21 protein-coding genes are annotated in these 20,870 nt (G+C 68.6%); 14 read left to right on the top strand and 7 right to left on the bottom strand.

Annotated elements, in window-relative coordinates:
• The first annotated feature begins 61 nt into the window (after positions 1-61).
• Positions 62-1,693: an ABC transporter ATP-binding protein gene (locus AC27L4_RS08795; RefSeq protein ID WP_487141704.1), complete on the top strand. Its 1,632-nt coding sequence runs from the start codon at positions 62-64 to the stop codon at positions 1,691-1,693.
• Positions 1,694-1,702: 9 nt separating this feature from the next.
• Here AC27L4_RS08795 and AC27L4_RS08790 read toward each other — a convergent pair whose 3' ends face one another.
• On the bottom strand, positions 1,703-2,890 hold the full coding sequence (locus AC27L4_RS08790) for a GGDEF domain-containing protein (protein ID WP_487141703.1): 1,188 nt from the start codon (positions 2,888-2,890) through the stop codon (positions 1,703-1,705).
• A 319-nt stretch (positions 2,891-3,209) separates the two neighbouring features.
• Between AC27L4_RS08790 and AC27L4_RS08785 the strand changes: the two genes are divergently transcribed.
• From AC27L4_RS08785 to AC27L4_RS08730, 12 genes are all read left to right on the top strand, one after another.
• Entirely contained in the window at positions 3,210-4,151 is a 942-nt protein-coding gene (locus AC27L4_RS08785; RefSeq protein WP_487141702.1) for a 2-hydroxyacid dehydrogenase, read from the top strand.
• A 130-nt stretch (positions 4,152-4,281) separates the two neighbouring features.
• The gene (hpf, locus tag AC27L4_RS08780; RefSeq protein ID WP_487141701.1) at positions 4,282-4,872 is read left to right on the top strand and encodes a ribosome hibernation-promoting factor, HPF/YfiA family; all 591 of its coding nucleotides are present in this window, start codon (positions 4,282-4,284) and stop codon (positions 4,870-4,872) included.
• Positions 4,873-4,937: 65 nt separating this feature from the next.
• Positions 4,938-5,402: a PTS IIA-like nitrogen regulatory protein PtsN gene (ptsN, locus tag AC27L4_RS08775; RefSeq protein ID WP_487141700.1), complete on the top strand. Its 465-nt coding sequence runs from the start codon at positions 4,938-4,940 to the stop codon at positions 5,400-5,402.
• Positions 5,403-5,716: 314 nt separating this feature from the next.
• Entirely contained in the window at positions 5,717-6,832 is a 1,116-nt protein-coding gene (locus AC27L4_RS08770; protein WP_487141699.1) for a transporter substrate-binding domain-containing protein, read from the top strand.
• Between the two features lie 39 nt (positions 6,833-6,871).
• Positions 6,872-7,540, top strand: a complete 669-nt coding sequence (locus AC27L4_RS08765; protein ID WP_487141698.1) for an ANTAR domain-containing response regulator — start codon at positions 6,872-6,874, stop codon at positions 7,538-7,540.
• Positions 7,541-7,853: 313 nt separating this feature from the next.
• Positions 7,854-8,894: an alpha/beta fold hydrolase gene (locus AC27L4_RS08760; protein ID WP_487141697.1), complete on the top strand. Its 1,041-nt coding sequence runs from the start codon at positions 7,854-7,856 to the stop codon at positions 8,892-8,894.
• An 84-nt stretch (positions 8,895-8,978) separates the two neighbouring features.
• Positions 8,979-10,226, top strand: a complete 1,248-nt coding sequence (locus AC27L4_RS08755; protein ID WP_487141696.1) for an urea ABC transporter substrate-binding protein — start codon at positions 8,979-8,981, stop codon at positions 10,224-10,226.
• 75 nt (positions 10,227-10,301) lie between these two features.
• Positions 10,302-11,168 carry a branched-chain amino acid ABC transporter permease gene (locus AC27L4_RS08750; protein ID WP_487141695.1) on the top strand — a complete coding sequence of 289 codons (867 nt, stop codon included), beginning with the start codon at positions 10,302-10,304 and terminating at the stop codon, positions 11,166-11,168.
• Entirely contained in the window at positions 11,165-12,193 is a 1,029-nt protein-coding gene (locus tag AC27L4_RS08745; RefSeq protein WP_487141694.1) for a branched-chain amino acid ABC transporter permease, read from the top strand. Before AC27L4_RS08750 ends, AC27L4_RS08745 begins: the two co-directional genes overlap by 4 nt.
• Complete coding sequence (locus AC27L4_RS08740) at positions 12,193-12,918, top strand: ATP-binding cassette domain-containing protein (RefSeq protein WP_487141693.1); 726 nt, start codon at positions 12,193-12,195, stop codon at positions 12,916-12,918. Before AC27L4_RS08745 ends, AC27L4_RS08740 begins: the two co-directional genes overlap by 1 nt.
• Entirely contained in the window at positions 12,911-13,603 is a 693-nt protein-coding gene (locus AC27L4_RS08735) for an ABC transporter ATP-binding protein (RefSeq protein ID WP_487141692.1), read from the top strand. The genes AC27L4_RS08740 and AC27L4_RS08735 overlap by 8 nt, the downstream gene beginning before the upstream one ends.
• A gap of 21 nt (positions 13,604-13,624) precedes the next feature.
• On the top strand, positions 13,625-14,077 hold the full coding sequence (locus tag AC27L4_RS08730) for an urease accessory protein UreE (RefSeq protein ID WP_487141691.1): 453 nt from the start codon (positions 13,625-13,627) through the stop codon (positions 14,075-14,077).
• 18 nt (positions 14,078-14,095) lie between these two features.
• Here the strand turns inward: AC27L4_RS08730 and dapB are convergent, their stop codons facing one another.
• From dapB to AC27L4_RS08710, 4 genes are all read right to left on the bottom strand, one after another.
• Positions 14,096-14,911: a 4-hydroxy-tetrahydrodipicolinate reductase gene (gene dapB, locus AC27L4_RS08725; RefSeq protein ID WP_487141690.1), complete on the bottom strand. Its 816-nt coding sequence runs from the start codon at positions 14,909-14,911 to the stop codon at positions 14,096-14,098.
• 82 nt (positions 14,912-14,993) lie between these two features.
• Complete coding sequence (locus tag AC27L4_RS08720) at positions 14,994-15,482, bottom strand: GNAT family N-acetyltransferase (RefSeq protein WP_487141689.1); 489 nt, start codon at positions 15,480-15,482, stop codon at positions 14,994-14,996.
• On the bottom strand, positions 15,479-16,156 hold the full coding sequence (gene tsaB, locus AC27L4_RS08715; RefSeq protein WP_487141688.1) for a tRNA (adenosine(37)-N6)-threonylcarbamoyltransferase complex dimerization subunit type 1 TsaB: 678 nt from the start codon (positions 16,154-16,156) through the stop codon (positions 15,479-15,481). Before tsaB ends, AC27L4_RS08720 begins: the two co-directional genes overlap by 4 nt.
• A 112-nt stretch (positions 16,157-16,268) precedes the next feature.
• Positions 16,269-17,636 carry an ATP-binding protein gene (locus AC27L4_RS08710; protein ID WP_487141937.1) on the bottom strand — a complete coding sequence of 456 codons (1,368 nt, stop codon included), beginning with the start codon at positions 17,634-17,636 and terminating at the stop codon, positions 16,269-16,271.
• A gap of 276 nt (positions 17,637-17,912) precedes the next feature.
• On the opposite strand from AC27L4_RS08710, the gene AC27L4_RS08705 reads away from it, so the two are divergent.
• Positions 17,913-18,995 carry a DUF2336 domain-containing protein gene (locus AC27L4_RS08705; RefSeq protein WP_487141687.1) on the top strand — a complete coding sequence of 361 codons (1,083 nt, stop codon included), beginning with the start codon at positions 17,913-17,915 and terminating at the stop codon, positions 18,993-18,995.
• Between the two features lie 39 nt (positions 18,996-19,034).
• Here the strand turns inward: AC27L4_RS08705 and AC27L4_RS08700 are convergent, their stop codons facing one another.
• Together AC27L4_RS08700 and trpS are read right to left on the bottom strand one after the other, a co-directional pair.
• The gene (locus tag AC27L4_RS08700) at positions 19,035-19,532 is read right to left on the bottom strand and encodes a universal stress protein (RefSeq protein ID WP_487141686.1); all 498 of its coding nucleotides are present in this window, start codon (positions 19,530-19,532) and stop codon (positions 19,035-19,037) included.
• A 262-nt stretch (positions 19,533-19,794) separates the two neighbouring features.
• Positions 19,795-20,835, bottom strand: a complete 1,041-nt coding sequence (gene trpS, locus AC27L4_RS08695) for a tryptophan--tRNA ligase (protein ID WP_487141685.1) — start codon at positions 20,833-20,835, stop codon at positions 19,795-19,797.
• Positions 20,836-20,870: the final 35 nt, after the last annotated feature.

The following is a 20,870-nucleotide window of genomic DNA, read 5'->3' as shown; positions in this document are numbered from 1 at the left end:
GCGAGCAGTGATTCCGAGGCCGCGACCTGCGCCGAGGCTGCAAGTCCGAGATGATCGCCCGATGAGTGCCTCTCCGCTTCTTTCCGTCAGGGACCTGTCCGTGGCCTTCCACCAGGACGGCGAGACCGTGACGGCGGTCGACCATGTCTCCTTCGATCTCGACAAGGGCGAGACCCTGGCCATCGTCGGCGAGTCCGGCTCGGGCAAGTCGGTGACGGCGCTGTCGATCGTCCAGTTGCTGAATTATCCCGCTGCCTCCCATCCCTCCGGGACGATCCTGTTCAAGGGCAAGAACCTGCTCGGGGCCGGCGAGGATGCGATGCGCAAGGTGCGCGGCGCCGACATCACCATGGTGTTCCAGGAGCCGATGACCTCGCTCAACCCGCTGCACACGATCGAGCGGCAGGTGGGCGAGATCCTGACGGTCCATGCCGGGCTCAGCGGCGGCGCCGCGCGCCGGCGCACGCTGGACCTGCTGGCGCAGGTCGGCATCCGCGACGCCGAGAGCCGCCTCGGCGCTTTCCCGCACCAATTGTCCGGCGGCCAGCGCCAGCGCGTGATGATCGCCATGGCCCTGGCCAACGAGCCCGACCTCCTGATCGCCGACGAGCCGACCACGGCCCTCGACGTCACGGTGCAGGCGCAGATCCTGGCGCTGCTCAAGGAGATCCAGGGCCGTCTCGGCATGGCCATGCTGTTCATCACCCATGACCTCGGCATCGTGCGCAAGATTTCCGACCGGGTCTGCGTCATGCTCAAGGGCCGGGTGGTCGAGACCGGGGCGACCGCGGCGGTCTTCGCCGAGCCGCAGCACGACTATACGCGCCGCCTGCTCGCCGCCGAGCCCAAGGGCGAGCCGCGCCCGGTGGCCGCGGATGCGCCGGAGATCGTCCGGACCGACGGGCTCAAGGTCTGGTTCCCGATCAAGACCGGCCTGCTCCGGCGGGTCACCGGCCACGTCAAGGCGGTCGACGGCATCGACGTCTCGGTGCGGGCCGGCGAGACCCTGGGCGTGGTGGGCGAGAGCGGCTCGGGCAAGACCACGCTCGGCCTCGCCATCCTGCGCCTGATCGCCAGCCAGGGACCGATCGTCTATCTCGGCCGCAACATCGAGACCTTCGACACCGCCGCCATGCGGCCGCTGCGGCGGGAGATGCAGGTGGTGTTCCAGGACCCCTACGGATCGCTGTCGCCGCGCATGTCGGTGGCCGGCATCGTCGAGGAGGGGCTCCTGGTGCAGAACCGGTCGCTCGGCACGGCCGAGCGGCGGGCGCGAGTGGCGCAGGCGCTGCGCGACGTCGGCATCGACCCGGCGGCGATGGACCGCTACCCCCACGAGTTCTCCGGCGGCCAGCGCCAGCGCATCGCCATCGCCCGTGCCATGGCGCTGGAACCGAGGTTCGTCATGCTGGACGAGCCGACCTCGGCGCTCGACATGTCGGTGCAGGCGCAGATCGTCGACCTCCTGCGCGGCTTGCAGGCGGCACGAAACCTCGCCTATCTCTTCATCAGCCACGATCTCAAGGTGGTGCGGGCGCTGGCCAACCAGGTGGTGGTGATGCGCCAGGGCAAGGTGGTGGAGCAGGGGCCGGCGGCCGAGATCTTCGAGCGCCCGAAGACCGACTACACCCGGGCGCTGATCGCCGCGGCCTTCTCCATCGAGACGGCGAGGGAAGGCGTGGTCGCCCAGTAGCGGCGGCCGCTACCCCCTCGACCGCCGCGGCTGCCCGGCGGCGGGCGCCACCTCGTACAGGCTGTAGCCGTTGCGCCCATGCGTCTTGGCCCGGTAGAGGGCGGCGTCCGCCTGCTCCAGCATGTCGGCGACCGACGCGGCGGCCGCCGGCCGCCACTCGGCGATGCCGACGCTGACCGTGATCGGGATGGCATGGCGCCGCCACTGGCACCCGGCCGCCGCGATGCGCCCGACCAGGTCGCGGGCGAGATCGGCCGCTTGCCGCGCCGTGGCGTCCGGCAGCAGGATGCAGAACTCGTCGCCGCCGATCCGCGCCAGCATGTCGCCGGCCCGGATGCGCTGCGAGGCGATGACGGCGAACGCCTTGAGGCAGGCGTCGCCCGCGGCATGGCCATGGGTGTCGTTGATTGCCTTGAACCGGTCGACGTCGACCAACAGCACCGAGAAGCTCGCGCCGCTGCGCCGGGCGCCGACCTCGAGGCGGGCGGCCGCGTCGAGGAACTGCCGGCGATTTGGCAGCCCGGTCAATTCGTCGGTGACCGCCAGCTCGGCCAGTTCCGAGCGTAGCCGGTCGACCGCCATCAGCACGAAGCCGAGGTTCCAGACCGTGCAGCCGAAGATGACAGCCAGCAGCAGGCAGGCGGCGACGCCGTAATAGGCCTCGGTCGAGAGGTCGCCCGTCAACCGCAGGGCGTTCAGTGCCATCTCGGTGCCGTGCCCGAGCAGGGCGATGGCGGTACCGCCGGCGGCGACCAGGGTGCCGACATGGCGCCGCCCGAGGGTGAGAAGGCTCCAGGCGGCCAGGATGATCGGGACGCCCTGGACCGCGGCATAGACGATGTTGCGCAGATCCCGGTCGCTCGTCGCCACCAGGGCGCAGACCAGGAGCGAGACGGCGAAGAGAGCGAGGATGGTCCGCCACGGCGGGGGGCGGCCGTGGAAGACGCGGACGCCGCCCCACATCATGCCGAAGCCGAGCGCCACCAGGGCGATGCCGGTCGTGGTGAACACGAGGCCATGGGGAAGTGCCTCGAGCGCCAGCAGCGCCCCGCCGAGCGTGGTCAGCAGGCAGGCGGCCAACCAGTGGCGTGCGGCGCCGAAATTGGCATAGGCGCAGCAGATCGCTCCCCAGACGATGGAGAGAGTGAGGGAGTTCAGCAGGATGACGATGTAGAGGGTGAGAAAGTCGAGGTGCATGCGATGTCTGATTGCCACTCGGTGACGGCGAGCCTGCCGAGATCGCCATGCCGCAACGTCATGTCACGGATCGTCGCGGCCGCCGAGTCTCGCTGCCTTTCAGGACGAGCAACCCCTTAATGCCGCCGCGTGATTTTGTAACGTCCCGTGTCGCCGGGCGGGTCATGGCCGGCGGTTGCGGGGGGCCTGCCGGGACGCTAAGCAGGGGCGTGGCCCCCTTACGGTCGGGTCCGCGGCCCCCGGATCGGCGGGATGCCCGGACATGCGGCCGGCGGCAGCCGCCCGTCCCGCCGTCTTCCAACCCTTGCTGCGAGTCGCCATGGCCATCCTTCTGTGCATCACCCAATGGGAGGTCGCCCCCTGGCTGGAGCGCCTGCGTCGTCTGGCGCCCGACCGCGACATTCGCGCCTGGCCCGACATGGGCGATCCCAGCGAGATCACCTATGCCGCCGTGTGGAAGCAGCCGGAGGGCGTGCTGGCCGGGCTGCCGAACCTGAAGGCCATCGTGTCGCTCGGGGCGGGGGTGGACCATGTCTTCGCCGACCCCGACCTGCCGGACGTGCCGATCGCGCGGGTGGTCGACGCCGATCTCACCAGCCGCATGAGCGAATGGGTGGTGCTGCATGCGCTGATGCATCTGCGCCGGCAGCGGCTCTATGATTCGTTCCAGCGCGATCGCATCTGGAACGACGCCCGTCCGGCGCCGGCGGCGCAGGAACTGCGCGTCGGCGTCATGGGGCTCGGCGTGCTCGGCGAGGACGCGGTGAGGAAGCTTGCCGTGATCGGCTTCGATGTTGCCGGCTGGAGCCGGTCGCGCAAGCGAATCGAGGGCATCGCCACCTTCGCCGGCGACGAGCTCGACGCCTTCCTCGCCCGCACCGACCTGCTCGTGGCGCTGATGCCGCTGACGCCGCAGACCCACGGCATCCTCGACCGCCGCCTGTTCTCCAGGCTCGCCCGCGACGGAGTGTTCGGCGCGCCGATCCTGATGAATGCCGGACGGGGCGGCCTGCAGGTCGAGGCCGACATCCTCGCGGCGCTCGACGACGGCACGCTCGGTGCGGCGACGCTGGACGTGTTCGAGACCGAGCCGCTGCCGCAGGACAGCCGGCTGTGGGCGCATCCGCGGGTGACGGTGACGCCTCACAATGCGGCGATTTCGGACGAGGACGCGGTCGGGCGCTTCGTGCTCCGGCAGATCGAGCGGCATGAGCAGGGACACGGTTTCGAGACGCCGGTCGACCGCGCGCGGCGATACTGACCCGCGCCCCGGCGGGGCGCCCCAAGCTTACATTGACGCCGTGACCGGAGCGGCCTACCTAATGAACGTTCGGCGATCTGGCCGAATGTTCATGCGGGTCGCGTGACCCGAGCCTGAAACGGAGCGAAGTATGACGCTACGTGTCTCCGGCAAGAATCTCGACATCGGCGAGGCTTTGCGAACCCACGTTCACGCGCGGGTCGGCGATGCCTTGGCTCGATTCTTCGAAGGTGGCTTTGCCGGCCATGTCACCGTGCAGAAGGAAGGCGGCGCCTTTCGGACCGATTGCCTCATCCATCTGCCCACCGGATTGACCCTGCAGTCGGAATCGATGGCGCATGATCCGCATGCCAGCGTCGATATGGCGGCAGAGCGTCTGGCCAAGCGTCTCAAGCGTCACAAGCAGCGCATTCGCGACCATCACGCGGTCGCCGGGGCGGAGCCGGGCAACGGCCTGGACGCGACCGAACATGTGATCGAGACGCCCGGTGACGAGCTCGACACGGGCGAGGGCGGGTTCTCGCCCGTGATCATCGCGGAGAACACCACGCGCATGAAGCGCCTGTCGGTCAGCGAGGCGGTGGTCGACCTCGATCTCACCGGGGCGGCCGTGCTGGTGTTTCGTCACGCTGGACATGGGCGCGTGAACGTGGTTTACCGCCGCCCCGACGGCCATATCGGCTGGATCGATCTGCCCGCGCCTGCGGTTGAGGGTGCCTGATCGACGAGGTTTGCGCAGGCGCTCGCCGCTCCGGCGGCGGGCTGCTTCCATCCGGTGAGGACGTTATGCCCCTGAGCGATCTTCTGGCGCCGGACGCCGTGCTTCCTGCGTTGAGAGTGAACTCGAAGAAACAGGCCCTCCAGGAAATCTCCGAACGGGCCGCCGTGCTGACCGGCGTCGGCGAGCGTGAGATCTTCGACATCCTGCTGCAGCGCGAGCGTCTGGGGTCGACCGGCGTCGGCAACGGCATCGCCATTCCCCACGGCAAGCTGAACAAGATCAACCGCCTGTTCGGGCTGTTCGCCCGGCTGGAGCGACCGATCGACTATGAGGCGATCGACGGCCAGCCGGTCGACCTGATCTTCCTGCTGCTCGCGCCGGAGCCGGCGGGCGCCGACCATCTGCGGGCGCTGTCGCGCGTGGCGCGCATGCTGCGCGATCCGGCGATGGTGCAGTCGCTGCGGCACACGCGCGACGCGCCGACGCTGCATGCGCTGCTCAGCGCCGAGCCCACGCCCCACGCGGCCTGACTCGGCGGCGGCGGGATCGGCCGGATTCTGCGGCCGGGCTCGGGCCGGAGGGTGCTGCTCCGTCATACGGCGTGCGACGGCTCGTCGGGCGCAAGCCGGGCGACCGGCGTCCGTCGGCACGGGCGCCGGCTTGTGATGCAGGCCGGGACGGATCTATGATGCCGGCCGCCTTGTGCTCATGAAAACTCTTTCCTCACAGGGCGAGTATCGGCAGAGCGCCAACAATGCGCCAGCCAGGCCGGCAAGCTGGCCACCGGGGAACGCAACAAGAGGGAGGATCGGATGCTCGCATCTCATCCCGCCACGGGTGGCACTTGAGCACGGCCGCGACGAGCGAGCCTTGGCGCGTCGGTGTTCTCTTCTCGCAATCGGGCGTCACCGGCGCCATCGAGGAAACCCAGCTCAAGGGCACGCTGCTGGGCATCGCCGAGATCAACGCCGCCGGCGGCATCAACGGCCGGGAGATCGTGCCGATCATCTATGATCCGACCTCGCGCGACGAGCTCTACTCGCATTTCGCGCGCAAGCTGCTGATCGAGGACCGCGTCACCACCATCTTCGGCTGCTACACCTCGACGAGCCGGAAGGCGGTGCTCCCTTTGGTGGAACGGGTGAATGCGCTTCTGTGGTATCCGACACGCTACGAGGGGTTCGAATTCTCGCCGAACATCATCTACACCGGTTCCTCGCCCAACCAGAACACGATCGAGCTGGTCAATTATCTCGCCGCGACCTATGGCAACCGCTTCTATCTTGTCGGCACCGATTACTGCTACCCCCGCCGGACCAACCGGATCGTGCGCGACCTGGTGGGCGGCCAGGGCGGGGCCATCGTCGGCGAAGAGTATCTGGGCTTCGGCGCCGGTCCGAACGAGTTCCGGTCGATCATCCGCGATCTGCGCGACAGGCAGCCCGACGTGATCTTCTCGACCATCGTCGGCCAGGCGATCTCGCATTTCTACCAGGCCTACACCGATGCCGGCTTCAGCCCGCGGGCCATGCCGATCGGCAGCCTGAACACCTGCGAGGCCGAGCTCCGGCTGATGGGCAGCGATGTCGGCGCCGGACACATCACGGCCGCGACCTATTTCGAAAGCGTCGAGAACGACGCCAATCGGCGTTTCGTCAGCTTGTTCAAGCAGCGTTTCGGCGAAGGCGAGTCGACGAACATGTGCGCAGAGGCGGCCTATTTCCAGGTGCATCTCTTCGGCCAGGCCGTGGCCGAGACCAATTCCATGGACACCGACCTGTTGCGGCCCGCGGTGCTCGGCCGCGAGATCGCTGCGCCGCAGGGGCGCATCGGCATCGACTACAAGAACAGCCACGCCGAATTGTGGGCCCGGATCGGCAGGGCCGACGATCTCGGACGATTCGACATCCTGCGCGAATCGGTGGTGGCGCTGCGCCCGGATCCGTTCCTCGTGACGTGAGGTCCGGTGAACCACCCCTTTCGCAACCGAGGACCGGCCGTGAGCGACCTGCTTGCCTCTCGTCATCCGCGCCCCATCCCAGACCGCTCGCGCTCGGCCAGCGGCGCCGAGCCCCGTGCGACCCGCGCCCAGGCGGCGGCCCAGGCGGATCTGCGCCATGCGACGGTGCTGCTGGTGCATCCGCGCGACAGCCGGGGCGATGCCGTGCTCCGCGAACTGCGCCGCGTCGGGTGCCGGGTCGAGGCGGCCTGGCCCGCCCCGACGCTGCCGCCGATCGGCTTCGACTTCGCGCTCGTCGCCATCGACGCGGAGTTGCTGGCAGCGGTGCCATGGTTGTCCGGCACGCCGCCGGTGCCGGTCGTGGCGCTGGTCGACGGCGAGAAGGGCGTCTCCACCGAGGTGCTGCGCCTGTCGAATGCCCAGGCGGTGCTGGTGACGCCGTGCCAGCCGGCGGCCGTGCTCGCCAACCTGGCGTTGGCGCGCAACATCTTCGGCTATGAGCGGCGGCTGACAAACAAGGTCGTCAAGCTGGAGGAGACGTTGCACGCGTCGCGGCAGATCGAGCAGGCCAAGCTGATCCTGATGAAGCAGCGCAATCTCGGCGCCAACGAGGCCTACGACTATCTGCGCCGGCAGGCGATGACCAAGCAGATGTCGGTCGCTGCAATTTCCGCTGCGCTGGTTGACGCGTTCGGTTTAATCGAATAGAGTGCAAATGTTCGCGACGCCAATGTGTGTCGTACTGGTTCCAATGGAACCCGATTTCGCGGCAAAAGCGCTGCGCTTCATAGCAGGTCAAAATCGGCCTCGTGCAATCCCGGATTTCTGGGTGCGCGGGGCTTTTTGCTGTTCTATCGCCTGTGGCTCGTCCTGGAGGGAATACGGGCGCAGGCCCCGGAAAGACTGTGCCTGACCTTCAAAGGTCGGTCGGCGAAGCATTCTCAACTCCAAGACATCCAGCGGCCGCACCCGAGCGGAGCGGCCGAACCCCGGGTCACGCCCAGAAGAAGGAGCCCCCTTGATGAAGCCCGAATCCGCCACCGCCTCCGCCGTCGACTACGAGATCTTCGAGCTCGGCGATGTCGTGCTCCAGAAGGGGGCGACGCTGCGCAACGCCAAGCTCGCCTACAAGACCTTCGGGACGCTCAGCCCGAAGAAGGACAACGTCATCGTCTTCCTCACCTACATGGCATCGACGCACCTGGACAGCCAATGGGTGATCGGCCCCGGCAACGCGCTGGATCCGACGAAATACTTCATCATCATCCCCAATTGCTTCGGCAACGGCTTCTCGTCCTCGCCGAGCAACACGCCGGCGCCCTACAACAAGGCGCGGTTTCCGCTCGTCACCTACTACGACAACATCAAGTGCCAGCATCGCCTGCTGACCGAGAAGTTCGGTATCGAGAAGATCAAGCTGGTGACCGGCTGGTCGATGGCCGCCGCCCAGACGTTCCACTGGGCCGCGCTGTACCCGGACATGGTCGAGCGCATCTGTCCGACCGCCGGCTCGGCCAAGACGTCGCGGCACAACCACGTCATGCTCGAAGGCGTCAAGGCGGCCCTGACCGCCGACGATGCCTTCAAGGACGGGTGGTACGACACCCAGCCCTACAAGGGCCTGCGCGCCATGGGCCGGGTCTATGCCGGCTGGGGCTTCTCCCAGGAGTTCTACCGGAAGGAGGAATATCTGGAGATCGGCTATTCCTCCCTGGAAGATTTCATCGTCGGCTATTGGGAGCAGTGGTTCAACCTGCGCGACGCCAACAACATGGTGGCGATGATCCGCACCTGGCAGGCGGGCGACATCAGCGACAACGAGCTCTACAACGGCGACTTCCGCAAGGCGCTGGCGGCGATCAAGGCCAAGGCCATCGTCATGCCCGGCAATTGCGACCTCTACTTCCCGCCGGAGGACAGCGCGTTCGAGGTGGCGCACATGCCCAACGCCGAGCTGCGTCCGTTCCAGTCCAGCCACGGCCACTTCGCCGGCGGCTCGGGCCTGCGCAAGGCGGACGTGAAGTTCCTCGACGACGCCCTGAAGGAGCTGCTGGCCAGCTGACGCCGCGTGTCGAGCCGTCCCGCAGCACCAGTGCGACCTGGCCGATCCCGGTCGGATCGGCCGCAGCCAACAGGGGAACGTCAGATGACAACAATGAACACCGTGAATCGACGCTCGTTCTTGCAGACGGCCGCGGGCGCGGCCACGAGCCTCGGCCTGATCGGCCCCGGCGGCGGGGCGCTCGCCGCGGGCGACAGCATCCGCATCGCCAGCCTGCTCGATCTGTCCGGCGGCCTCGACGCCGCCGGCAAGCCGATGCAGGACGCCACGACCCTGGCGGTCGAGGAGATCAACGCGGCCGGCGGCCTGCTGGGCAAGCCGCTGCAACTGGTCACCTACGACACCCAGACCGACATGCGGCTCTACCCGCAATATGCGCAGCAGGCCGTCCTGAGGGACAAGGTCGCCGCGGCATTCGGCGGCATCACCTCGGCGTCGCGCGAAGTGATGCGCCCGGTGTTCCGTCGCCTGAATACGCTCTACTTCTACAACACTCAGTATGAAGGTGGCGTCTGCGACCGCAACATCTTCTGCACCGGCATCACGCCGGCGCAGAAGCAGTCCAAGCACGTGCCTTACGCCATGAAGAAGTGGGGCAAGAAGATCTACACCCTGGCCGCCGACTACAATTACGGCCAGATCACAGCCGACTGGACGCGCAAATACTGCCTGGAGAATGGCGGGGAGATCGTCGGTCAGGATTTCTTTCCGCTCGACGTCACCAATTTCGGCTCGACGATCCAGAAGATCCAGGAGGCCAAGCCGGATCTGGTCTACACCGTGCTGGTCGGCGGTGCCCATCAGTCCTTCTATCGCCAATGGGCGGCGGCGGGCATGAACAGCCGCATCCCGATGGCTTCGACGACCATGACCATCGGCGGCGAGCAGATGGTGCTGGCGCCGGAGGAGACCAACGGCATCCTCCTGTGCTTCAACTATTTCCAGGCGCTCGACACGCCGGCGAACAAGGCTTTCCTCGAGCGCTTCCGCAAGCGCTTCGGCGCCGATTATCCCTATGTGACCGAGCTCGCCATGGCCTCCTACCAGGCGATCTACCTGTGGGCCGAAGGCGTCAAGCGGGCGGGCAGCGCCGAGCGCATGCCGGTGATCGAGGCGCTGGAATCGGGCGTGAGCCTCGACGGGCCGGCCGGCAAGTTCTCGATCGACCCGCAGACCCACCACGCGGTCATGGACATCAATATCGGCCAGATCCAGGACCGCAAGATCACCATCCTCGAGAGCTACCCGCAGCAGCAGCCCTCCGACACGTCGGGCGTCTGCAACCTGAAGAAGAATCCCGACGACAACACGATGTACGTCATCAAGGCCTGATCGACCCACTTGGCCCCGGAGCGACGATCGCGAGGCGATCGCGCGCTCCGCTTTCATCCGGAGGCTGTGCCGGCCATGGATCTGCTCGTCGTTCTGTTCTTCGAGGCCCTGCGGGCCGTCGCGAGCCTGGCGCTGATCAGCGTCGGCCTGGCGATCATCTTCGGCATGATGCGGGTCATCAATCTCGCCCATGGCGAGTTCCTGATGCTCGGCGGCTATGCCGCGATCGTCGCCACCAAGGCGGGAGTCAACATCTGGGTGGCGACCCTGATCGTGGCCCCGGTCGTCGTCGCCGCGATCGGCATCGTCATCGAGCGGACGATCATCCGCTTCCTCTACGGGCGCCCGCGCGACACGATGCTGGCCACCTGGGGCCTGAGCCTGCTCCTGGTCGGCATCGCCACCACCATCTTCGGCAACACCACCGAAGGCATCTCGGCGCCCGCCGGCTCGCTGCAGGTCGGCGAATATCGCATCGCCGCCTACTCCCTGATCATCGTCCTGATCGCGCTCGTGGTCTTCGCCCTGATCTGGGTGGTGTTCAACCACACCCGCTACGGCCTGATCGCGCGCAGCACCATGCAGAACGCCGACATGGCCGCCGCGCTCGGCGTCGATCCGTCCACGGTCTACGCCGTGACCTTCGGCATCGGCGCGGGGCTGGCCGGCCTCGCCGGCGGCGTCATGGCCCCGGTCACCGGCATCGTGCCGACCATCGGTGCGGCCTATGTGGCCAAGGCCTTCATCACCGTGATCGGCGGTGGCCCGGCCGTGCTGGCCGGAACGGTGTCGGCCTCCGTGCTGTTCGGCGCGATCGACCAGGTCGTCACCTACCTCGCCACGCCGGTGATCGGCGAGGTGGCGCTGCTCGCAGCCGCCGTGGTGCTGCTGCGGTTCATGCCGCTGGGCATCACCGGCCGTTTCCTCAGGAGGGCATCGTGAGCGCTTTCTTCACCGGCGCCGGCGGCCTCGCGGCCGCGGCCATCGCAGGCTTGGCGCTGCTGTTCGCCGTGCCTCTGGTCGCCGATCCGATCCTGCTGATCGAGCTGACGTCCTACGTGATCCTGGCGATCCTGGCGCTGAGCCTCGGGCTGATCTGGGGCTATGGCGGCATCCTGTGCTTCGGCCAATCGGCCTTCTTCGGCATCGGCGCCTACGCCTACGCCATCGCGGCGATCAACCTGGGCGACAGCACCATCCCGCTGGCGCTGTCGATCGTGGCGCCGGCCCTGTTCGCGGCGCTGCTCGGCTATTTCCTGTTCTACGCCCGCATCACCGACGTCTATTTCGGCGTCATCACGCTGACGGTCACGCTCATCCTCTACAAGCTGATGGGCTCCACGTCGGGCGCCGGCTACAGGATCGGCACCGCGCCGATCGGCGGCTACAACGGCATTCCCGCGATCCCGCCGCTCAACCTGCCGGGCTCGCCCGGCACCGCCCTGTCGCTGGACGGCCTCTACTACGCGTCGGGACTGACCCTGCTGGCGGTCTATCTCGGGCTGCGCCTGATGCTGAGGAGCCGCTTCGGGCAGGTCGTGGTTGCCGTCCGCGAGAACGAGCGCCGCGCCGAGCTGCTCGGCTACGATGCGCGCTTCTACAAGCTGGCGGCCTTCACCCTCGGGGGGGCGATCGCCGGCCTTGCCGGCTGCCTCTTCGCCAATTGGGGCATGTTCATCAGCCCCGATGTCTTCGGGCTCGCCCAGTCGGCCCAGGTCATCATCTGGGTGATCGTCGGCGGCACCGGCACGCTGCTGGGGCCGATCGTCGGCTGCTTCATCGTCCAGTGGCTGTCGACGCAGCTGGGGACGCAGCAATATCTCAACGCCAGCCTGGTGCTCGGCCTGATCCTGATCGGCTTCGTCCTGCTCGTGCCCAGGGGCATCGTGCCCACGCTCGCCGACCTGTGCCGGCGCGGCATCCGCCGGCGCGCCGCCATGCCGCTGGCTCAGGAAAGGAGGGCGTGATGGCCGACGATTGCGTGCTGCAGACACGAGGGCTCGAAAAGCGCTTCGGCGGCGTCGTGGCCGTCTCCGGGGTCGACTTTGCGCTGAAGCAGCGCGAGCTGCGCTGCCTGATCGGGCCGAACGGCGCCGGCAAGAGCACCTTCTTCAAGATGTTGACGGCGCAGTTGAAGCCGAGCGCCGGGCAGATCCTGTTCGACGGCGCCGACATCACCAGGGCGCAGCCGCACCAGGTCAGCCAGATGGGCATCGGCATCAAGAACCAGGTGCCGGACGTCTTCAACAACCTCACGGTCACCGAGAACATCTCGGTGGCCGCGCGCTCCCGGCACGGCAAGGCGCGCGCCGCGGCCGCCTGCCGGGAGGTGATGGAGCGGCTGGCGCTGACCGGCCTTGCGGGCAGGCTGGTCGGCGCGCTGGCACACGGCCAGCGCCAATGGGTCGAACTCGCCATGGTCGTGGCGCAGGAGCCCCGGCTCGTCCTGCTCGACGAGCCGGCGGCGGGCATGACCGCCGACGAGACCAACCGCACCGCCGAGCTGATCCGCGAGGTCAACCGGACCGCGGCCATCGTGGTGGTCGAGCACGACATGCAGTTCATCCGCCAGATCGCCCAGACGGTGACGGTGTTCCACCAGGGGCGGGTGCTGGTCGAGGACACGATGGACAACATCCAGGCAAACGCACTGGTGCGGGACGTCTATCTGGGCAACGACGATGATGATTGATGTCAGGAACCTGCATTCGGGCTATGGCCGCATCCCGATCCTGCACGGCGTCAACCTGGCGATGAAGCCGGGCGAGATCGTCGGCATCCTCGGCCACAACGGCATGGGCAAGACCACGCTGCTGCGCACGCTCGTCGGCCAGATCCGGTCGACGCAGGGGCGGGTCGAGTTCGAAGGGCGCGACCTCACCGGCGCCGGCTCCGCCGAACGAGCCCGGGCCGGAATCGGCTATGTCCCGCAGGGGCGGGGCATATTTCCGCAACTCTCCGTCCGTGAAAACCTGGCGATGGGCGAGGTCATGCGGGGTGGCTGCAGCGCCATCGGCGAGATGCTCGGGCATTTCCCGGTGCTGGAGACGCTGCTCGACCGGCCGGGGCACGGCCTCTCCGGCGGCCAGCAGCAGCTTCTGGCGCTGGCCCGCTGCCTGGCCGGCCGCCCGAAGCTGATCCTCCTGGACGAGCCGACCGAGGGCATCCAGCCGTCCATCGTCAGCCTGATCGCCGAGAAGCTCGGGGCGTTCAGGAAGACCCTCGGCATCGGCATCATCCTGGTCGAGCAGGACATCCGCTTCATCCGCAAGCTGGCCGATCGCGTGCTGATCATCCAGAAGGGCGCCTTCGTCGCCGAGATCACGCCGGACCGCCTCTACGACCGCAGGGTCGTCGACGAGCATCTCGGACTGTGACCGCCTGCCGGGCCTGGATGCATGCTGATTCTGACCTCCATCATCGGCCTCGTGACCGACAGGCCGATCTGCGCAAAGCTGCACCTGCTCGACCATGAGGGCCGGGTCGAGTTCATCATGCTCGACCCGGACGAGATTGCGCGCCGGACGCTCCTGGTGAAGACGGATCGCGGCACGCCCTGCATGATCTGCCTGCCCAGCACGCAGCGGCTGGTCGGCGGCGCCGTGCTGCTCTTGGAAGACCGGCGCGCCATCGTCGTGCAGTCCGAGCCGGAGCGGTGGCTGATCTTCCGGGCGGCCGATGCCGCGTCGGGGCTGGAGCTCGGCTACTGCGCCGGCAACATGCACTGGACCGTCCGCTTCGAGGGCGACCGGCTCTACGTCGTCGGCGAACGTGGCTCCGGCCAGGTGCTGGACCGGTTGCACCACGTGCTCGACCGCGGCGGGGTCACCTTCCTGGGCGAGGGCAAGTGAGCGCCTCCGGCCCCGGCGTCAGAGGTCGCCGAGGCCGAGCACGTCGGCCATGCCGTAGAGGCCGGGCTTGCGGCCGCGGCCCCAGAGCGCGGCCCTGAGCGCGCCCTTGGCGAAGAGGGTGCGGCTTTCGGCCCGGTGGCTGAGCTCGATCCGCTCGCCGTCGCCGGCGAAGATGACGCTGTGATCGCCGATCACCGTGCCGCCGCGCAGCGTGGCGAAGCCGATGTCGCCGCGTCCGCGCGCGCCGGTATGGCCGTCGCGCACCCGCTCCGAGCGGGCGGCGAGGTCGATGCCGCGTCCCTCCGCCGCGGCCCGGCCGAGCAGGAGTGCGGTGCCCGACGGCGCGTCGACCTTGCGGTTGTGGTGCATCTCCAGGATCTCGATGTCGAAATCCTCGTCCAGGGTGCGGGCGACGCGCTTGACCACGGCGGCGAGCAGGTTGACGCCCAGGCTCATATTGCCGGACTTGACGATCACCGCATGACGGGCCGCCGCCTTGATCCTGGCCTCGTCGTCGCCGGAAAGGCCGGTGGTGCCGATGACGTGCACGATGCGCATCTGCGCGGCGAGGGCGGCGAACTCCACCGTCGCGGCCGGCGCGGTGAAGTCGACGATGCCGTCGGCCCTGGTCAGCAGCTCCAGCGGATCGTCGGTGACGACGACGCCGTTCGGGTCGAGGCCGACGAGGCGGCCCGCATCGGCGCCGACCGCCGCCGCACCGGCGCGCTCGACTGCGCCGGCCAGCTCCAGGCCGGGCGTCTCCATGACCAGGCGGATCAGGGTCTGGCCCATGCGCCCGCCGGCGCCGGTCACGACGAGTCGCATCCCGCTCATCTGCTTCTCCTTCGACGGGCCGGCGCATGGCCGGCCATTGCATGGTCCACGGTCCGCCTATAGCGCGCCCCGGCGGCCGACCTCAACCGAGGGGGCGGCGCATGACGATGGCTGTGGCCGGCGCGCGGCCGGGCCGGGCATAATAGCCGGCGCGGCGGCCGACCTCGGCGAAGCCGAAATGGTCGTAGAGCCGGATCGCCGGCGCATTGTCCTCGGCCACTTCCAGGAAGACGCTGCGGGCGCCGCGGCCGGCGAGGCGGCCGAAATGCAAGTTGAGGATGGTCCGGGCGAGGCCGGCGCCGCGGGCGCTGGGCAGCACGGCCACGGTCAGGATCTCGGCCTCGTCCAGCACGATGCGCGACAGGGCGAAGCCGGTGGGAAAGCCGCGTCCGCCCGGCCGGGCGAGATGGCCCAGCACCATCTTGTCGGCGAGCAGGCGCTCGAACTCGGCCGCGTCCCAGCCGCGCTCGAAGCCGGTGACGTGGATGGCCGCCAGGCTGGCGGCGTCGTCGGTGCGTGCCTCGATGATCACCGGCGGCGGGGGCGGCTTGCGGATCCAGGACAGGATCATGCCCGCGCCACCCGCCCGCCCTGCTGCGGCGTCGCATCGGCGGGCTTGAGGTAGTAGGGGCGGGGGCGGGCTGCGTCCGGGGTGGCGGCGAGGCCGAGACGTGCCACCCAGGCGATGTCGGGAGCGGGGCTGCGGTCGACGATGGTGCCGGAGGCGCCGACGGCGCGGGCCTCGTCGAGCAGGAGCTGCGCCGCCGGCCCGGCGATCTTCACCGCGGCCGTGCCCAGGAGCCTGGCGGCCTCGCGCAAAGGCAGGCAGCGCGCCTCGACGACGCTGCGGCCGCGCGGCGAGAACAACTGGAAATAGATCTGGCCGTGCCGGGCGTCGATCGCCGCCGCCACCGCCTGTCCGTCCTCCTCCGACAGGTGCGGCCCGGCAATGGCCGCCAGGGTCGAGACGCCGACGCAGGGGATGCCGAGCGCCAGGGCAAAGGCGCGGCCGGCGGATATGGCGACGCGCAGGCCGGTGAAGGAGCCTGGGCCGACGGTCACGGCGATGCGGCCGAGCTGGGCAAAGCCGCCGGCGCCGGTGACGACGCGCTCGACCAGCGGCACCAGGGCCTCGGCGTGACCGCGCGCCATGGCGAGGCTCTCGGCCGCGACCGTGCCGCCGTCGGCGTCGTAGACGCAGGCGGCGCAGGCATCGAGGGCGGTATCGAGGGCAAGGATGCGCATCGGGCCTGTCCGGTGGTTCAGGGCGTGTCGGCGGGCATGAGACCGGGCCGGATCGCGCCTGCCGCCACGTCCCGGCCGGTATCGCAGGATTTCCGGATGTCGGGAAGGCCCGTCACCATTCCTCCGGCGGCCGGTCGGGGATGCGGATGCGGAAGGTCGCGCCGACGGTGCCCTCGGCCAGGCTCAGGGAGCCGCCATGGGCGCGGACGAGCTCGGCGGCGATGGCGAGGCCGAGGCCGGTGCCGCCGGACCGGGCGGAGCCCGAGAACGCCTCGAACAGACGCTGGCGCGCCTTGTCCGGCACGCCGGGGCCGGTGTCCGCCACCTCGATCAGCACGTCGGCGCCGGTGCGGCGGCCGCTGATGCGGATCTGGTCCCGGGCCGGATCCGTTTCGCCCTTGCCGCGCAGGGCTTCCATGGCGTTGCGCGCCAGGTTGAGCAGCACGCGCGAGAGCTGGTCCGGATCGGCATCGATGGTCAGGCCGGGCTCGATCGATTCGATCCAGCCGACCCGGTCGTCGCCGCCGAGGCCGAGCAACTCGCGGACATCGGTGACCAGCGGCGCCACCGGCACCGGCCGGCGCTGCGGCGGCGGCTCGACGGCGCGGCCATAGGACAGGGTCGACTGGCAGAAGGCGATGGCCCGGTCCAGCGTCTCCAGGAGCTTGGGCGCGAAGCGCTGCACGAGCGGGTCGTCGGAGGTGGTCAGCCTGTCGGAGAACAGCTGCGCCGCCGCCAGGAGGTTGCGCAGGTCATGGTTGATCTTGGCGACGGCCAGGCCGAGCGCCGCCAGCCGGTTCTTCTGTTGCAGGGCGCCGACCAGCTGGCGCTGCATCGCCGACAATTCGCGCTCGGCGACGCCGATCTCGTCGCTGCGGCCGGAGGCGGCGACGATCCGCGTCTGGTCCTCCGGATCCTCGCCGAAGGCGACCATGGCACGGGTCAACCGGCGCACCGGGCGGACGATCAGCCAGCTCAGCGTGAGGTAGACCAGGCTGGCGGTGATGGCCGAGATGATCACCGAGATCAGGAGGATCGTGCGCGAGATGCGCAGCATCGCCGCCTTGAGCGGCGCCTCGTCCATGACCAGCTCCATGAAATCGCCGTTCATCGGCGCATCCGCCAGCACCCGGATGACCCGGCCGTCGGGGCTGAGCAGGGCGTCGAAGGCCTGGCGGATCGATTCGGTCCAGCCCAGGTTGCGCAGGTCGGTGGTGACGTCGACCTGCAGCGGCATGTCGGAGGCGGCGAGCAGGCGCCGTGAATCCTTCATCTTCAGCACCACTGTCTTGGCGCCGATGCTGTCGAGGAGCTGCATGGCCAGCTTGTCGGAGACCATGCCGTTGGGGGCCGCCTCCAGCACCATCGCCGCCGTGACGGCGCCGGAGACGCGGTTCGTCAGCCAGTTGACACGGTAGTTGGCGATGGTCGGCACGTAGACGAACACCACCGCCAGCATGACGAACAGGACGGTGAGCATCAGGAGGCGCGCCGACAGACCGAAGCGGCCGATGACCCCGCCTTCTCCAGCCGGCCTGTCCACGAAAGCTCCACCCCCGACCTGACAAAGGACGGGCGACCATGCGGCGACGCGTGCGCTTCGTCAAATCCGGAGCAGGAATCCGGCATCCCGGCCCTTGCCGGAGGCCGCGCGAACTCCGTTCAAATTGACGACAAATCGGCCGGTCGAGTCAAACGGCCTTTAACAGGTCGTTCCTATGCTCTCAGCGTCGAAGCGGCGGATACGAGGCCTTGCATGGTGGGCGACGATCTCCTGGAGTTGGCGCGAGAGCCATCATCCGAGAAGCGTAGCGCCCTGCTTCGCCGCATCACGGACCTGTTCTTCGACGGCATGTCCGAACGCAACGTCTCCGAGAATGCGCTGTTCGACGAGATCGTGCTGCGCGTGATGAAGGATGTCGACGTCAAGGCGCGGGCCGCCTTCTCCGACCAGGTCGCCGACAAGCCCACGGCCTCGCACCGCCTGGTGATCATGCTGGCACGCGACACGATCGCCGTGGCCCGTCCGGTGCTGGAGCGCTCGCCGGTGCTCGGCGACCGCGACCTCGTCGACCTCGCCGCCGGTGCCGGCGACGAGCACATGCAGGCGATCGGCCGGCGCAGCAGCCTCAGCGAGATGGTGACGGACGTGCTGCTGGAGCGCGGCAGCGCGGTGGTGCGCCACGTCCTGGCGGGCAATGCCGGCGCACGCTTCTCGACGCCCGGCTTCGGCCGCCTCGTGCAGCACGCGCACGCCGACGAGACGCTGCGCTACGCCCTGGCCAATCGCAGCGACCTGCCGGCCGACGTGGTGGCGAACCTGTCGACGCTGCTCTCGGCAAAGCTGAGGACGACGCTCGCCGCCATGGGCCTGAAGGCTTCGGACGATATTGCGCCGGCCGCGCTGCAGCAATTGCAGGCTCGCCTGTCCGAGCGCTTCATCGACCGCGAGCACGAGCTGCGCGAGGTCGCCGCCATCGCGCGCGACATCCGCGTGGGCCTGTCGACCATCGATCGGGAAGTCTCCGAGCTGGCCCGGGAGGACCGGGCCTTCGACATCGCCTCGCTGGTGGCCGACCTCGTCCACATCGACCACGCCACGGCGATGAAGGCGCTGACAAGCACCAATGAAGAGCCGCTGATCGTGCTGTTCCGCTGCCTCGATGCGTCCTGGGAGACGTTCGAGCGCGTGCTGGAGCTGCGCTGCCGCCGCCTGCGCCAGGCCTATGTCCCGACCCCGGCGTTGATGCAGACCTATCGCGGCATGGAGCGCGGCACGGCACAGCGGGTGCTGCGCTTCCTCCAGGTCCGCCGTTCCTCCGACAGCCGGGCGGCCTGAGAGCCCGACGGAAGGTCGGCCAGGTCGGCTCGGAGCCTCTCAGGCGAGCGTGTCGATATGCTCGTCGGTCAGCTTGCCGGGAATGACCGCGATCGGGATCGGGAACGTGCCGGACATCTTGCCCACCAGGGTCGAGACCAGCGGTCCCGGCCCTTCCTTGCCCGTGCCGGCGGCGAGCACCAGCACGGCGATGTCGGGGTCCTCGTTGATCAGCTTGACGATCTCGTCCGCCTTATGGCCCTCGCGGATGACGCATTCGGGCTCGACGCCGGCGACGGCGCGGGCGCGGGCGGCGGCCCGGTGCAGCACCTCCCTGGCCTTGTCCTCGGCCTCCGCCCGCATCACCTCGGCGACGCCGAGCCAGTTGCCGAACTCCTCCGGCACGTTGATCATCGCCAGGACCAGGCCGGCGCCGATGCGGGCGCAGCGCCGGGCCGCATAATAGAGCGCGCGGTCGCACTCCACGGTCTCGTCGACGACCACAAGGTACTTGGCCTTGTGGCCCGGCTCATAGGCGGTTCGCCTGGTGGGAAGCATGCGGACCTCCGGTGCCGACCGGCCGGCTGGCCGTCCGGGCGTCGGCGACGCCCTGTCTTAGAGCAAAGCGCGTTTTGGTGGAAACGTGCTTTGCTCTAGCAGGCTGCTGAAAAAGTCCCCGATGTACCCGGTTCGATTCGGCTTCGGACTCATTCCGATTGCGGTACGTCCCGTGAACAAAGCAGTTTTTCAGCAGCCTGCTAGCTCCTTGTTTCGACGCGTCTTTGCGACTTGACGCGATTTCGTCAAATCGCAAAACGCCTTAGCGCGAACGAATGAAGCCGACGATATCCTTGACCTGATCCATCACCGGCGCGGCGATGGCGCGGGCGCGCGCCGAGCCGTCGGCGAGCACGGCATCGATATGGCCGGGATCGCCGAGGAGGCGCTGCATCTCGCCGGTGACCGGAGCGACCTTGGCCACCGTCAGGTCGGCCAGCGCCGTCTTGAACGTGGAGAACTGGCCGCCGCCGAACTCGGCCAGCACCTCGGCGATGCCGCGGCCCGACAGAGCCGCGTAGATCGAGACCAGGTTCTCGGCCTCCGGCCGGCCCTCCAGCCCCTTCTCCTCGGAGGGAAGCGGCTCGGGATCGGTCTTGGCCTTGCGGATCTTGGCGGCGATGGTGTCGGCGTCGTCGGTCATGTTGATGCGCGAGAGGTCGGACGGATCCGACTTCGACATCTTCTTGGTTCCGTCGCGCAGGCTCATGATGCGGGTGGCCGGGCCCTGGATCAGCGGCTCGGGCAGCGGGAAGAAGCCCTCGGTGAAACCGGCGGCGGCGATCGGCTCGGCGAAGTCGTTGTTGAACTTCTGGGCGATGTCGCGGGCGAGCTCCAGGTGCTGCTTCTGGTCCTCGCCGACCGGCACGTGGGTGGCGCGGTAGACCAGGATGTCGGCGGCCATCAGGCTGGGATAGGCGAACAGGCCGACCGACGCGGCCTCGCGGTCCTTGCCGGCCTTCTCCTTGAACTGGGTCATGCGGCTGAGCCAGCCCATGCGGGCGACGCAGTTGAAGATCCAGGCGAGCTCGGCATGCTCGGCCACCTGGCTCTGGTTGAAGACGACATGCGCTTTCGGGTCGATGCCGGCGGCCAGGAAGGCGGCGGTGACCTCGCGGATCTGCGTCTTCAGCTCGCGCGGGTCCTGCCAGACGGTGATGGCGTGCAGGTCGACGACGCAGAAGATGCAGTCATGGGTCTTCTGCATCTCGACGAAGCGCTGCAGCGCGCCGAGATAGTTGCCGAGGTGCAGATTGCCCGTCGGCTGGACGCCGGAAAACACCAATTCCCTGAAGCTCGGCATGGTCGATCGTCTCACCAGATTCTGGGGGGCTTATT

The sequence above is a fragment of the Labrys sp. Lb11 genome (assembly GCF_057554225.1).
Note: the sequence above shows the minus strand (reverse complement) of the source record. Positions and strands in the feature narration are given on the sequence as shown.